This window comes from Jannaschia donghaensis, assembly GCF_001403795.1.
GTDB lineage: Bacteria > Pseudomonadota > Alphaproteobacteria > Rhodobacterales > Rhodobacteraceae > Jannaschia > Jannaschia donghaensis.
The window spans coordinates 1,572,731-1,587,015 of record NZ_CXSU01000012.1 but is presented as its reverse complement, the minus strand read 5'-3'; the positions used below and the strand labels follow the sequence as shown (position 1 = coordinate 1,587,015).

The following is a 14,285-nucleotide window of genomic DNA, read 5'->3' as shown; positions in this document are numbered from 1 at the left end:
AGAACGTGGGGACGATAATGAGTGACGAGATCGAAAAGCTGAAAATGCACAGCCCTGACCTGACGCAGGACAATATCGCCAAGATCCGCGCGCTCTTCCCCGGTTGCGTGACCGAGGCGGCGGGTGAGGATGGCAAGCTGCGTCTCGCGGTGGATTTTGACCAGCTACGTCAAGAGCTGTCGGGCAGCATCGTCGAGGGGCCGCAGGAACGCTATCACCTGAACTGGCCGGGCAAGCGCGAGGCGCTGATCACCGCCAACGCCCCCATCGCCAAAACCCTGCGCCCCGCGCGGGATGAAAGCGTGGATTTCGACACCACCCAGAACCTGTTTATCGAAGGCGACAACCTTGAGGCGCTGAAGCTTCTGCAAGAGACCTATCTGGGCAAGGTCAAGATAATCTACATCGACCCGCCGTATAACACGGGTAGTGACTTCATCTATGACGATGATTTTGCTGAGAGTTCTACTGAATTTTTGGCGAAGTCAAATCTTGTAGACTCTGAGGGCAATCGACTGGTTGTTAACTCGACATCCAACGGGCGTTTTCACTCGGATTGGCTTTCGATGCTTTTCCCTCGCCTTAGGCTGGCGCGCAACTTGCTCGCAGAAAATGGGGCAATCTTTATCTCCATTGGTCAGGATGAAGTCGCCGGACTTTTGCAGATGTGCTTTGAGGTCTTTGGCGAAGAGAATTTTGTAACAGTGTGCTCGCGAGTGATGAAAACCGGTGGGCAAAAGGGTACGCATTTCTCTCCCTCCGTCGACTACGTCTTAGTGTTTGCAAAGAACATTTTTGAACTTGCTCCTTTCCGGGAACCGATAAGCCAAAATGTCATCGATAAAGTCTACACAAGCACCCAAGAGGATGGTCCACGTAAAGGTGAAAAATACCGGGCTATGGGCCTCTATCAAGCAATGCTGGATGCAAGGGCCAACCAGCGCTATTTTATCGAAGATCCCGACGGAAACTTGTTGATCCCCCCGGGGGTTAATTTTCCGTCCGTTGCAGCAGAAGGCGAGCAGATCAAACCTACCGATGATGACGGTGTCTGGCGCTGGACCTATCAGCGTTTCGACGATGAAAAGAAGAAGGGAAATATCCACTTCGTAAAGTCTGAACGTTCGTCGCTGGTCCATCCGGACGGATCAGCGGCCAAATGGAATGTCTATTACAAAATTTGGCTCAAAGATCGTTTGAAGGACGGCCAGCTTCCAGGGAACATCTTGGAAAAATTTCAGAGCCGACACAGCTCGTCGGAACTTAAAAAGCTGGACATACCGTTCGATTTCGCAAAACCGACAGACCTCATCAAATATTTTTCCGCGCTGATTTGCACCGAAAATGATGACGCCATCATGGACTTCTTTGCAGGTTCTGGCACTACGGCTCACGCATCAATTGCACATTCTGCTGAAACTGGAAGTCGCTTGCGATGCATTTCGGTCCAATTGCCAGAGCCGATAGATGAAAAGGATGCAGCTTACGGCGAAGGCTATCGAAAAATATCGGATATCACGAAAGAACGCATCCGCCGCGCGGGGCAGAAAATTCTCGAAGGGGAGTGTCACCCCGATTGGAACAAGGATGTCGGCTTCCGCGTGCTCAAGATCGACAGCTCCAACATGGCCGATGTGTTCTACACGCCGGATCAAACCTCACAGGCCGATCTGCTGTCCCGCGTGGACAACATCAAACCGGACCGCACGGCCGAGGATTTGCTGTTCCAGGTCCTGCTCGACTGGGGCGTTGACCTGACCCTGCCCATCCGCCGCGAGACAGTTCAAAGCAAAACTGTCTTCTTTGTCGATGACACCGCCCTGATGGCCTGTTTCGACGATGGTGTCTCCGAGGACTTGGTCAAAGAGCTGGCAGGCTACGCCCCGATGCGGATCGTATTCAAGGACACCGGCTTTGCCGACGACCAGACCAAGATCAACGTGCGCCAGATCTTCAAGGCCATGTCGCCCGAAACCGAAGTAAAGGCGATTTGACCCCATGAAGATCAAGTTCAAGTCGCAAGACTACCAAACAGCGGCGGTCGAGGCCGTGGTCGATTGTTTCGAAGGCCAGCCCAACACGGCGGCTCAAGTCTATCGGATTGACCCCGGTGTCCGCGCGCAGATGCGCTCCGACGAAGACGGCTTTCGCAACGCCGATCTGGCCATGCCTATGTCCACGGTGCTGGAAAACATCCGCAAGGTGCAGCAGCGCCAGAACCTGCCCTTGTCGGAAAGCCTCAGCGTGTTTGTCGATAACAACGGCAGACCGAAACCGGCCAGCTACAAACCCGGCGCGGCCATCAACCTCGACATCGAGATGGAGACCGGCACGGGCAAGACCTATTGCTATATCAAGTCTATCTTTGAGATGAACAAGCGCTATGGCTGGTCCAAGTTCATCATCATGGTGCCGTCGATTGCGATCCGCGAAGGCGTGGCCAAGTCGCTCGAGATGACGGCAGAGCATTTTGTCGAAAGCTACGGCAAAAAGGCACGGTTCTTCATCTACAACTCCAAGCGGCTGCACGAGCTGGAGAGCTTTTCCTCGGACGCGGGCATCAATGTGATGGTGATCAACGTGCAGGCCTTCAACGCCTCGGGCGCTGATAACCGGCGGATTTACGAAGAACTGGATGATTTCCAGTCCCGCCGTCCTATCGACGTGATCGCCAAGAACCGCCCCATCCTGATCCTCGACGAGCCGCAGAAGATGGAAGGCACGGCGACACAGAACGCCTTGCCCAAGTTCAACCCGCTGTTCATCCTGCGCTATTCTGCGACCCACAAGACGATCCACAACAAGGTGCATCGTCTGGATGCGGTCGATGCGTTCAGCCAGAAGCTGGTCAAGAAGATCGAAGTGCGCGGGATTCAGGCCAAGGGTCTGACCGGCACGAATGCGTACCTCTATCTGGAGGGCATCCAGATTTCCAAAAGCGACCCCATGGCGCGGATTGAGATGGAGGTGAAGACCAACTCGGGCATCAAACGGGTGTTCGGCAAGATCGAAAAGGGCCGCAACCTATTCGATCTGTCCAAAGGCCTCGATCAGTACAGGGATTTCGTCGTCTCCGACATCGACGCACGTGTCGACGAAGTGCATTTCACGAATGGGGCCGTTCTGAAGGCCGGTGAAGCGAGCGGGGACATAACCGAACGCGACATCCGCCGCATTCAGATCCGCGAGACAATTTCAGCCCATTTCGACCGTGAAAAGCAGCTCTTCGCCAAGGGTATCAAAGTGCTGTCCCTGTTCTTCATCGACGAGGTGGCGAAGTATCGTGACTACGACGCTGAAGATGAAAAAGGCGAATATGCCCGTGTCTTCGAAGAGGAATACGAAGCGCTAAAAACCGAGTATCTTGGCGAGCTGCCTCTAGAAGATGAGACCTACCGGAAGCACCTGGACAGCATCGACGTCGGTGCGACCCACAACGGTTATTTCTCGATCGACAAGAAGGGCAAGCTGGTTGATCCAAAGGTCAAAGCGCGTGGTGAGTTCGCCGGTTTGACGGATGACGTATCAGCGTATGACCTTATCCTCAAGGACAAGGAGCGCCTGCTTTCCTTCGAGGAGCCGACACGGTTCATCTTCTCCCACTCCGCGTTGCGCGAGGGCTGGGATAACCCGAACGTCTTTGTAATATGCATGCTCAAGCACAGCGACAACACCATATCGCGTCGCCAGGAAGTTGGCCGGGGGCTGCGCATTTCGGTCAACAAGAACGGCGACCGTATGGATCACGCAGCAACCGTGCATGACGTCAACGTCCTGACCGTTGTGGCTAGCGAAAGCTACAAAGACTTTGTTGGCGGCCTTCAGAAAGAAATCGCTGAAAATCTGTCGGAGCGCCCACGCCAGGCGAACGCCGAATACTTCGAGGGCAAGACGATCACGGTCAACGGCAGTGAAACCACTGTGTCCAAGGACATGGCCAAACGCATCGAGCGTTATCTCGTCAAGAACGACTACATCGATGACAACGATGGCGTCACGCAAGCGTATCATGAAGCGCGTGAGGCGGGCACGCTGGCTTCATTGCCCGATGAACTCCGCGACCAACAGGAACAGATCCTGCAGCTGATCGATACAGTCTTCAACGGAAGCCAGCTCGAGAATATGATGGGCGATGGCCGCAAACCCAAAGCGATCCCGCGAAACAAGAACTTCGAAAAGAAGGAGTTTCAGGAACTTTGGCAGTGCATCAACCGGAAGGCAGTCTATCAGGTTGAATTTGACTCCAACGGTCTGGTCCAACGCTGCGTCAATGCGTTGGATCGGGATCTCGTTGTCTCGCCTCTGCAATACGTCGTCACCGAAGGCAAACTTTCGGATGAGCTGACTGAGGCTCAGCTTCGAACCGGAGCTGCGTTCAAGCAATCGGGTATACGCAGTGAGGAAAGCAGCTCTGCCCACTCGCTTGTTTCATATGATGTCATCGGCAAACTTGCTGAAGGAGCGGATTTGACGCGTGGGACGATCGGGAAAATCCTGACCGGAATGAGCGCTGCGAAGTTCTCGGCGTTCCAGGCCAACCCCGAACAATTCATCTCTGAGGCCTCGCGCATAATCAAAGAGCAGAAGGCCACGACTGTCATCGAGCATCTGACCTATGATGCAACTGCCGACATATACGACACCGATATTTTCCCCGCGACCCAGAGTGGCACTGATCTGACGCGAGCCGTCGGGAAGTTGCGAAACCACATTTATGACTACGCTGTGGTCGATTCCGGCGTCGAACGAAAGTTTGTCGAAGACCTGGATACAAGCGATGAAATCGTCGTCTATTCCAAGCTACCACAAGGGTTTTTGATCCCTACGCCCGTCGGAGACTACAATCCGGACTGGGCGATAGCTTTCAAAGAGCAATCAGTGCAGCACATCTATTTTGTTGCGGAAACAAAGGGCTCCCAGCCGTCCCTCAAATTTCGCGAGTTGGAGCGAGAAAAAATCAAGTGCGCTAGGAAGTTTTTTGAGGAGATCGCGAGCAGCGTCCCTAATGACCGGGTAAAGTATGATGTAGTCTCAGACTTTTCTGAGCTCATGTCTGCAGTTCGGGGTAACTAGCCTTGCTTTGGAGGCTACCTTTGTTCAGTCTTAATTTGAACCAAAACCGATTGTCCCAGCTAGCCCATAAGCATTTGGGTGAAGTGATTCAGCGTGAGAGCAGAAATCTGCAAATGTTGTTGGTGGCCATGCAGGACTACGCTCGGTTGCGATTGTTGGGGAGAAATTTGGTTTGAGCAAAGGATCGTATAGCGGAGGCCACACCATCATCAGAGCAGATGGTTCCTTTGGCTCGATTGATCCGGCCGAAACCAGATACGAACCAAAGCGGGCTCAGAAAAACAAAGCCAAAAAACCCAAGAAAGCGGTCAAGCCATCCAAGCCACTGCCGCTAGCCGCGCAACGCAAGATGTTGCTGAATATCGCAGCCGACGCTCGTGCATCGAACAGGAAACAAGGCCTGAAGTTTCCAAAGAATATCTGTGATGAAGTTCAACAAGATGTGGCGCGCGTTGGCACGATCGAGGCTTGGGCATCCAAACAAGCGGGCTTTAACGATTTGGTCAAAACGAAGGTGGACAAGAAGCAAGCGAAAGCAAAACGGAAGAGCAATACCGCAGGCCCCGTGCAGGTAGAAGTTGTCGCCAAGCGTCAACGTGCAATTCAAAAACCGAAGCCCGACAATAATCGCATTGCCTTTCTAAAAGGCGAGATCGCGCAGGCACGAGAGTTCATCAGCCTTGCAGAAAAGGAAATCAAACACCTGGAAAGCGGTTCAAGCTAGTCTGGACCTGCCACGCTTTCGTACCGTCCCAGGTACTCGTTTGGGCTACTTCTCTTTCGAAAGCGACGTCCCGCGATCTGTGAGTTCGATCATCGCCAGATTTTGCGCGTGCGGCGAATGGCCGGTATGTGGGCTGCAGATGCAGCATCGAGACAGCGGGACGGATGTCAGCTTAGGGCCGGTTGCCCGCACCACGGCAAGCAACAGTTTCTTCTTGCAGCTTGTTCTTCGCCAGACATCGCTGGCTGATGCGCGCGGCAACCCGGCAACAATGCAAAACCCTCTGCGGCTGTCAGCGATCCTCTCGCTCTAATCGCCACATTACTGGATTTTCAACCCACCGGTTGATGTCGGATTCCCGCCATGCACGCTGATCCTGAGCTGGGCGGGGAAGGTGCCTTCGGCAATCTTGCGATAGATGGTGGACCGGGACAGGCCGGTTCGGTCGAGGACGGTGTTCAGGCGGATGATACGATCTGGGTCGGACATGGGTCTATTGCCTCCTGCTGGATGTTCTTGAACCAGACAGAACGCGGCGACCTGGTAGCGCAAGAGCGCCCAGCCCATCGTCGCAGCAGGGCGTGGAATGGGCGGCAGATCGGACAGGTGTCAGAGCCCGAGTCCGCGTACCCGGGTGATGCCGATGCCGTGACAATAACCCAACTCCGCACCGAGTCGGCGGCCCGAGTCCATTCGAATACCCAACTCGGCCTTGCGGTTGGCAAGGACGGATTCCAGTTGCGGATCGCGCTGCAGGCTTTTCGCCATCTCGCCCATCTCCGCTCGCGTGGCCTCGTAAGCCGTCATCTTGCCCGCCTGGTATTGGTACAAGCTGGTCCGATCAAGGTGCTGCCAGCGCTCCACGAACTGCGCGGCCCGGCGCTCTGGAGAGGTGCGCAACTGCGTCTCAAGTTGAAGCGTCCGGATGGTCCGATTGACGTGGCCCGATCTCGCCTCGTAGGCAAGGGACGGGTCCTTTGCATAGGCCGCTTCGGCATCGCGCCAGCCATGGGGCCGCACCTCGTCGAAGGTTGCGCGAGACTCAGAGAGGTGGCGCAACTGGTCGGGGGTGCCCGTGCCGCCCCGCTTCCTGGCCGTGAAGATCGCTTCCACCGCACGGGCATGGCGCTTGAGGGCGTCGGTGCGGGTCGTTCGCAATGCCGCTTCTGGGTCGTCCACCACGGCCCTTTGCGGCGTTTTCGCGTCAGGCCGGACATCCCTCCTTGCGTCTTCCCCTCCCGGCCTCTGCACGGCAGACGCGCCAGGCGCAGCGTCTCTCCCGGGTTGCACCCCATCCACCGGCCCGTTGATGCCGTCGCGCAACCTCTCGGGCACGACTTTGCGCAGCACCTCAACAACACGGTCCCGGAAGGTGATGCCGCGCCGCGCGGCAAAGTCCTGCGCCGGATTGGCGTCCACGTAGTCGAGCGCCATATCCTTGGCCCGGTCGCGCGAAAGGGTGCGGATCAGTTGATCTTGCGAGGCGAAGTCGTTGTGACCGTAGTGCAGGTTCAGTCCGTCCCGATGCCGCGACAGGGCGACATAGCTGCCATGGGCGTCCAGGCCCGGCGTCGCGAGAACATGGGTTCGGTCCACCGTCATGCCCTGGGCCTTGTGGATGGTCGCGGCATAGCCTTGGTCGAGGCGGTCGTAGTCCTTGAGGTCGAACTGCACCGATCTTCCCTCGTCGATCCGAACCGCCATGCTCTGCGCGCCGACCTCTTCGATGGTCCCGAGCGTGCCGTTCTTTACGCCAAGGCCGCGGTCGTTCTGCAGGAACATCACCCGATCGCCGCTGGCAAAGCAACGGTCACCGCGCTCGACCGTCAAGGAGACGGCCTCGCCCAGATCGCCCGCCGCGCGTTTCCGCGCCCGTGCCAATTCATTCAAGGCGTACACTTCGGCGTTGGTGTGGGTCAGGATGACCCGGCTCTGATCCGGTGCCTCCTGACGGTCGCGGTCCCAGCGGTCGATCAGGTCGGCGCGCGCCTGCTCACGTGTCTCGGCGGCATGCACCATACCTTCTGCCTCATAGGCCTGGATCGCCGCCCCGGTTCGACCGGTCGCCAGATCGCGGGTGGCGTTGCGCTGCCAGTCCGTGCGTTGGCGACGCACCTCACCGATCTCCGCGCCGCCGTGACGCTGGTGGAGCGACCGGAAGGCTGCGCCCGCCTCGATGGATTGCAGCTGTTGCGGATCGCCGACCAGCACAACCTTGGCTCCAGCATCTGCCGCATGAGACAACACGCGTTCCAGCTGCCGCGTGCCGACCATGCCCGCCTCGTCGATGACAAGGACATCGCGCGCGGTGAACCGGTCGCGGTTCTGCGCCCAACCGTGTTCCAGGCTGTCGATGGTCCGCGACGCGATGCCTGATCCGCTCTGGAGACCGTCTGCCGCGATGCCGGACAGGGCTACGCATCGGACCTGATACCCCGACGCCTCCCAGGCCTCCCGCGCCACGCCCAGCATCGCGCTCTTCCCCGTCCCGGCATGGCCAACAACGATGCCGAGATCGCGCTCGGCGGTGACGTGCGTCAGAGCGTCGGCTTGCTCGCGCGAGAGAACAAGACCGCACGCTTCAGCACGCGCCAAGGCTGCTTTGCGGTCCGCATCCCGCACCTCATAACGTTGCTTTTCGGCCAAGACTTTGGCGGCGCGATGCAGGCGCGTCTCGGCCTCGATCATGGCGCGAGTGGTAAAGCGGGCCTCGCCGCGCCCGTCCGTACCGAGCTCCACCAGATCGGGCGCGCTTCGGATTGCGTTGGTCAACGCGTTGAACTGATCGATCCCATCGCTGTGCCGATGTGCGAAGCGTGCCATGTCGCGCTGTGTGAAGGTCGATTGCTGATGGGTAATTGCGTCCAGTGCCAGCGAAGGTTCCGCGATGATCCTCGCTCCGTTGTCGCGTGCGATCTCACGATGCAGTTCGGCCCGGTCGGCAGGGCTCCCTTCACCCGCGATACGCTGCGCGGACGCGCCGATCTGGCTTTGCGGCTCCAGCGCGATGCCTTGGTCTTCCAGCCTCCTGTGATCGATGCGTGCGTCGATGTCGAGTTGAGCCAAGCGCTCGTTGGCAAGCGTCGCCCAGCGTTCCCTCCAACGCTCGACCGTCCCGGTGCTGTTCCAGTCGCGCACCTTTTTGCCGAACCCATCTTCATCGACGGACCGCATCGTCAGCATGACATGGGCATGGGGTTTGGGCAGGCCGTCCGCACCCCTGTCCCAATGCACATTGAGATCGGCGATCATGCCCCGGTCGACGAACTCGGCTCGCACGAAGTCGCGGGCGAGCGCGATGCCCTCTGCCTCATTCATCTCGCGCGGGATCGCGAACTCAACCTCGCGCGCCAGTTGCGCATCCTTGCGAACTTCGACCGCCTCGACCGCATTCCAGAGCTGTTCGCGGTCGGACCATCCTTCGGGTGTGGTCTCGGGCAGCAGGACCTCGGAGTGCACAACGCCACGCTTGGCGGTGAAGTTATGGGGACGTTCCAGCCGCTCATCCCGCAGCCGCGACGCCGCGCGGTAGGCTGCGGACGCCACCGCGCTGGAACCAGCTGCGCGCCCGATGACCTTCACGTGGAGATGATAGATTGCCATGATGGCGCAATCATCTACACCGGAACGTCGACGTCGGAACGACGTATAAGCGCGCCCTTCCGCAATAAAATCTCGGGAGCGATCAGCACGGATCGGACCGTCCCGGCAACCCTGAAGCCTTCTACAGTGTGCCTGGCTATCATCGACGTATCAACACTCTATGGAGGATGCTATGCGCAAACCACGGGATTACGACGCGGAACTCGAAGCGCTGGAGGAGAAGGCGAAAGTGCTGAAGACCCGCAGGGTGCAACAACTTGGCGAGTTGGTCATCGCCACCCGGGCGGATGCATTCAGCGCCGAAGAACTTGCTGGTGCGCTGATCGTCCTGGCGGAGACCACCGACACCGGCAAGAGGGAGGCCTGAGCAGAACGCGGGGCCGCGTTCTTTCAAGGCGGGTGGCGGAGAGCTGCAAAAGCAGATGACCGCGACGCAAAAAAGCGCCGCTGCGCAATCTAGCAGCGCGCCATCGGCATCAGGCCGCCCGGGCGCGGCATGACATGCGCAGCTGGCATGTCGCACGCCGTAAACGAATACGCCATCTGATCGAACTTGGAGGCCTCCTCGTCAAGTCGCGCGTCGTGGACCTCACCGGTGACGACCGCGCCCTGATCTACGGCGCGTTGCTCTGGATGGCCGAAAAGCTTGAGAGCAAACAAGGTACGCATGCGCGGAAGGTCTGGGCCGAGAAGTGGAAAAGCGCGCTCAAAGTGGATCGATAAGCAGACCTGCCCTCGGAAAGGTTACGTTCAAGATGTTTGCTGCCCGCGCCGTGCCCATGGCGTCACCCCACGCACAACTGCGCCCACTTCTCCAGCAGCGGCCGCCGCTGATCCAAGAAGTCGGTCTTGCGATAGGTGCGGACAACCTTGCTGTCGGACAGGTGCGCCAAGACCATCTCGGCCACCTCATGCGCGGCGTCCGTCTCTTCGGCAAGCCAGGTCCGCATGCTGGACCGGAAGCCGTGCGGGCGCGCTTCCAACCCTCTCCGCTCCATCAGGCGCGCCATCGTTGCGGCACTGATGACTCCCTTGCGAACCGACGGGAACAGATAGCCATCACGCTCGTAGGGGCGCACAAGCTCGATGACATGCAAAGCCTAGTCGCTTAGCGGCACCCGAAACGCTTCGGCATCGCCAACCCGCGCTTTCATGTTGTTCGCGGGCAAGGTCCAGATATCCCCTTCGATCTCGTCCAGCCGCGCAAACCGCACGGGCCGTGAGCGAAGCCCTGTAAGGATGAGCAGTCGCAGCGCAAGATCGTGATCGTTGGCTCATCAATGGAGGCGTAGAACGCCGGGACATCCTCCCACGGCATACTCGGGATCGACGTGACCTCGTGCCGCTGTCGACCGAGGAGTTGCTTCGCCTTGGCAACCGCCTGCAAATCGACATCGAGGCCCAGAGCGGCTGCGTGATCCAGAACGATCTTGAGGCGATTAGCGGCCTTCGTGGCAGTTGCAGCCTTGGCATGCCAGATCGGTGCCAAGGCGTCCCGGACATCGCTTTGGGTGATCTCGGTGACGGGCATGCGTCCAAGTTTGGGCAGCACGTGATGTTCCAACGGGCTATACCATCGTCCCGCAATCCCGTCCCCATTGAGATCGGCTTTGCGGCTCTCGAAGGCGTCCAACGCGACATCCTTTAGAAGATACCGATTAGGCATGGCGTCTTGGCGTTGTCGGCGCCGATGTTCGATGGGGTCTTTGCCTTTGGCGACCAAAGTCCGATAGCCAGAGGCGAGGTCCCGGGCGTCCTTCAGGGAGAGCGCCTTCAAGCCACCAAGCCCCATCTCCCGACGACGTCCGTAAAGCGTGTAGCGGAAAACCCATTGACCGCCGCCGCCCTCACGCTTGATCAGTCGCAGACCACCGCCGTCCTCGTGCTTACCGGGTGGCGCGGATTTGATGAAGAGGGCTGTTAGGTTCCCCAAGAATGTATCCCCCAAATTATCCCCCACAGGCTACGGGATTTGATGGGATGGCGCAAGAACTCCTGAGAGCACTGTGCCAGGAAAACACATTTATCTCAAAAGTTTAAAGTACGATATGGGGTCGTCTGAGACTAGGTCGCCATGCCGCCCCCGGGCACCACTTTTCCTCGATGGCCGGAATTGTTCCGTTCACCCTGTCGGACGACGTGCGTCTTGGCGACGGCAACAAATGACTGTCCGGTCCAGACTATCGCAAAACCGGGCGTCATCAATTATCCAATGAACCTGTAAAGAATCGCAAGCGGAGAAGTTTCCGGGTGTCAAAATATTACTGTGACCTTGGACCAGACTTCCGTCTACCGGTTGGCAGCATCGTGAGTCGAGCCGATCATGTCTAAACCCCGGATCAACACGATGCTAGAGTTGTCTGTCGCCATCGGCGTGTCGCGTCCGACCTTGTCGCGCTTCTTCCAGGATCCGGCCTTGGTCAAGCCGAATACGGCCAAGCGGATCCAGGAAGGGTTATCGCGCGTCGAATACGTGCCGAACTTCTTTGCGACGCGGATGAACCGGAAATCGACCCGCTTGATCGGGGTGATCATTCCTTATCTAAACGACCTCTTCTTTACCAAACTGCTGGAATCGATCGAGGTGGCCGCGATGGCGTCGGGGATGACCGTCATCACGCAATGTTCCCACTCCGACCCGGTGATCGAGGCGCGCGCCGCCGAGACGCTCATGTCGATGAGCGTGGACGGTGCATTGGTCGCGCCGCTTGGCGATCAAAGCGACGATGCCGTGCAGTTGCGGCTCCGCTCTCGGCTTCCGTTCGTGCTGATGGATTCGCGACCTGCCACCATGTCGAACGTTGATTTCGTTGGAACAAATCACGTTCAGAGCACGGGGTTGATTACCGAATACCTGTGCCGAGTCGGGCGGCCGCCTGTGTTTCTGGCCATGCCGCGCGTCAACTTCAACGCGCGCGAGCGGGAGGCGGCTTACATTGCCCGGATGACGCATCTGGGGCATCGGCCCGAGGTCATCGGGACGGAGTTGTTGAGTTCCGACTGGCATTTCGAGGACCACGGAGAAGCTGTCCTGAGCGCGGAGTTCGGGGCGGGGCGACTTCTGGACAGGTCGATTCTCTGCGCCAATGACAGAGTGGCGATCGGGGCGATCCGCGCTGCAGCGCGGCATGGTCTGGTTCCGGGCCGTCAGGCGGAAGGCGGCCTGCGGATCGCGGGCCACGACGACTATCCGCTGTGCCCCTATCTCAATCCGGCGCTGACGACGGTCGCGCAGGACACGAATGCAATCGGACGCAAGGCCGTGTCACGACTTCTGGAGATTATCGGGTCCGATGGTTTGCAAGATGAGCCGGAAATCACCCTGTTCGAGGGTAGTCTGAAACTGCGCGAGTCCGCCTGACGCGTAACGATGCTGCATTGCGGCGCAGACCTGCCTAAGAATCATGCTTGACAGAAATGTTCCCCGGCGTCACAGTTTACGTGTGTAAAGGGAGGACGATAATGTCTATCAACAAAATGCTGCTGACCTCTACGGTCGGCCTTGGCCTGTTCGCAGGCATCGCGGCCGCGGACGGCCACGCAAAGACCATCACCATCGCCACTGTGAACAATGGCGACATGATCCGCATGCAGGGTTATACGGATCAATTCACCGAAGAGTCCGGCATCGCGGTCGAATGGGTCACCCTGGAAGAAAACGTCCTGCGCCAGCGCGTCACGACGGATATCACGACGAACGGGGGGTCCTTCGACATTCTGACGATCGGAATGTATGAGACGCCGATCTGGGCCGCCAACGAATGGCTGCTCCCGCTCGACGATCTGTCCGACGACTACGATGCCGCTGACATCCTGCCCGCCATGGCGAATGGTCTGAGCTACGAAGGCACGCTCTATGCCGCGCCGTTCTACGGCGAGAGCTCCATGGTCATGTACCGCACCGACCTCATGGAAGAGGCCGGTCTGGAAATGCCCGATGCCCCGACCTGGGATTTCATCGCCGAAGCTGCTGCCGCGATGACGGACCGCGATGCGGAAATCAACGGCATCTGCCTGCGCGGCAAGGCCGGCTGGGGCGAAGGTGGCGCGTTCATCACCGCGATGGCCAACTCCTTCGGCGCGCGCCCGTTCGACGAGAACTGGACCCCGCAGCTCGACTCGGAAGAATGGGCCAACACCCTGAACTTCTACAAGGACATGATGGATGCGTCCGGCCCCGCCGGTTACGCGACCAACGGTTTTAACGAGAACCTGTCGTTGTTCCAGCAGGGCAAGTGCGGCATGTGGATCGACGCGACCGTCGCCGCGTCCTTCGTGACGAACCCCGACGAGTCGACCGTTGCCGATAGCGTCGGCTTCACGCTGGCCCCCGATAACGGTCTGGGCAAGCGGTCGAACTGGCTCTGGGCCTGGGCGCTGGCGATCCCCGCCGGGACGCAGCAGGAAGCCGAAGCCAAGCAGTTCATCGAATGGGCCACGTCGAAGGCCTACATCGAGCTGGTTGCCGAAAACGAAGGCTGGGCCAATGTTCCTCCGGGCGCACGTACGTCGCTGTACGAAAACCCCGAGTATCAGGAAGTTGCTTTCGCGCAGAAGACGCTGGACTCGATCCTGTCGGCAGATCCGACCGACCCGACCGTGGACCCTGTGCCCTACGTCGGTGTTCAGTTCGCCGCGATCCCCGAGTGGGCAGGCTTCTGGACGGAAGTGAGCCAGGAGTTCTCCGCGGCCTATGCCGGTCAGCAGACCGTTGAGGAAGCGCTCGAGAAAGCTCAGGCGATCACCGAGGAAGCAATGGAAGCGGCGGGCTACTAAGCCGCGCCACATCCGCAAGCGGCGCGCCCGTCGCGCCGCTTGCAACCCTTTATGCTCTAGACAGACGGCCCTTCCGTGAGTTCCATGGGACCTCTCGCAAGTTTCGGCC

At 58.8% G+C, this 14,285-nt stretch carries 11 protein-coding genes; 7 read left to right on the top strand and 4 right to left on the bottom strand.

The genetic code is table 11. The features are described 5' to 3' along the window. Nucleotides 1–17 precede the first annotated feature (17 nt). The 3 genes from JDO7802_RS17015 to JDO7802_RS18095 all read left to right on the top strand — a co-directional run bounded on the left by JDO7802_RS17015 (nt 18) and on the right by JDO7802_RS18095 (nt 5,797). Nucleotides 18–1,994 carry a site-specific DNA-methyltransferase gene (locus tag JDO7802_RS17015; protein ID WP_055087098.1) on the top strand — a complete coding sequence of 659 codons (1,977 nt, stop codon included), beginning with the start codon at nt 18–20 and terminating at the stop codon, nt 1,992–1,994. 4 nt (nt 1,995–1,998) lie between these two features. Beyond that, complete coding sequence (locus JDO7802_RS17010) at nt 1,999–5,073, top strand: type III restriction-modification system endonuclease (protein ID WP_055087097.1); 3,075 nt, start codon at nt 1,999–2,001, stop codon at nt 5,071–5,073. Nucleotides 5,074–5,245: 172 nt separating this feature from the next. Continuing rightward, nucleotides 5,246–5,797: a hypothetical protein gene (locus tag JDO7802_RS18095; RefSeq protein ID WP_144430668.1), complete on the top strand. Its 552-nt coding sequence runs from the start codon at nt 5,246–5,248 to the stop codon at nt 5,795–5,797. Nucleotides 5,798–6,118: 321 nt separating this feature from the next. Here the strand turns inward: JDO7802_RS18095 and JDO7802_RS17000 are convergent, their stop codons facing one another. Then, nucleotides 6,119–6,286 (bottom strand): helix-turn-helix transcriptional regulator, encoded by a 168-nt coding sequence (locus JDO7802_RS17000; RefSeq protein ID WP_245624223.1) that lies wholly within the window; start codon nt 6,284–6,286, stop codon nt 6,119–6,121. A 120-nt stretch (nt 6,287–6,406) separates the two neighbouring features. Next, nucleotides 6,407–9,400 carry a Ti-type conjugative transfer relaxase TraA gene (gene traA, locus JDO7802_RS16995; protein ID WP_055087095.1) on the bottom strand — a complete coding sequence of 998 codons (2,994 nt, stop codon included), beginning with the start codon at nt 9,398–9,400 and terminating at the stop codon, nt 6,407–6,409. A 172-nt stretch (nt 9,401–9,572) separates the two neighbouring features. On the opposite strand from traA, the gene JDO7802_RS18630 reads away from it, so the two are divergent. Both JDO7802_RS18630 and JDO7802_RS17790 read left to right on the top strand, forming a co-directional pair. Beyond that, complete coding sequence (locus JDO7802_RS18630) at nt 9,573–9,767, top strand: conjugal transfer protein TraD (RefSeq protein WP_245624221.1); 195 nt, start codon at nt 9,573–9,575, stop codon at nt 9,765–9,767. Between the two features lie 134 nt (nt 9,768–9,901). After that, on the top strand, nt 9,902–10,123 hold the full coding sequence (locus JDO7802_RS17790) for a conjugal transfer protein TraD (protein ID WP_083481214.1): 222 nt from the start codon (nt 9,902–9,904) through the stop codon (nt 10,121–10,123). A 62-nt stretch (nt 10,124–10,185) separates the two neighbouring features. Here the strand turns inward: JDO7802_RS17790 and JDO7802_RS18755 are convergent, their stop codons facing one another. Beyond that, a complete protein-coding gene (locus tag JDO7802_RS18755) occupies nt 10,186–10,497 on the bottom strand; it encodes a site-specific integrase (protein WP_306455370.1) in 312 nt (103 codons plus the stop codon). A gap of 53 nt (nt 10,498–10,550) precedes the next feature. Beyond that, complete coding sequence (locus tag JDO7802_RS16980) at nt 10,551–11,348, bottom strand: tyrosine-type recombinase/integrase (RefSeq protein WP_306455369.1); 798 nt, start codon at nt 11,346–11,348, stop codon at nt 10,551–10,553. Nucleotides 11,349–11,723: 375 nt separating this feature from the next. On the opposite strand from JDO7802_RS16980, the gene JDO7802_RS16975 reads away from it, so the two are divergent. Then, nucleotides 11,724–12,761 (top strand): LacI family DNA-binding transcriptional regulator, encoded by a 1,038-nt coding sequence (locus JDO7802_RS16975; RefSeq protein WP_055087093.1) that lies wholly within the window; start codon nt 11,724–11,726, stop codon nt 12,759–12,761. Nucleotides 12,762–12,862: 101 nt separating this feature from the next. Next, the gene (locus JDO7802_RS16970) at nt 12,863–14,176 is read left to right on the top strand and encodes an ABC transporter substrate-binding protein (protein ID WP_055087092.1); all 1,314 of its coding nucleotides are present in this window, start codon (nt 12,863–12,865) and stop codon (nt 14,174–14,176) included. Nucleotides 14,177–14,285: the final 109 nt, after the last annotated feature.

Bases quoted from the DNA above. Each gene is read 5' to 3' on its own strand.
- JDO7802_RS17010 (WP_055087097.1), top strand. From the start codon at position 1,999: ATGAAGATCAAGTTCAAGTCGCAAGACTACCAAACAGCGGCGGTCGAG.
- JDO7802_RS17015 (WP_055087098.1), top strand. From the start codon at position 18: ATGAGTGACGAGATCGAAAAGCTGAAAATGCACAGCCCTGACCTGACG.
- JDO7802_RS17000 (WP_245624223.1), bottom strand. From the start codon at position 6,286: ATGTCCGACCCAGATCGTATCATCCGCCTGAACACCGTCCTCGACCGA.
- JDO7802_RS18630 (WP_245624221.1), top strand. From the start codon at position 9,573: ATGCGCAAACCACGGGATTACGACGCGGAACTCGAAGCGCTGGAGGAG.
- traA (WP_055087095.1), bottom strand. From the start codon at position 9,400: ATGGCAATCTATCATCTCCACGTGAAGGTCATCGGGCGCGCAGCTGGT.
- JDO7802_RS16975 (WP_055087093.1), top strand. From the start codon at position 11,724: ATGTCTAAACCCCGGATCAACACGATGCTAGAGTTGTCTGTCGCCATC.
- JDO7802_RS16970 (WP_055087092.1), top strand. From the start codon at position 12,863: ATGTCTATCAACAAAATGCTGCTGACCTCTACGGTCGGCCTTGGCCTG.
- JDO7802_RS17790 (WP_083481214.1), top strand. From the start codon at position 9,902: ATGCGCAGCTGGCATGTCGCACGCCGTAAACGAATACGCCATCTGATC.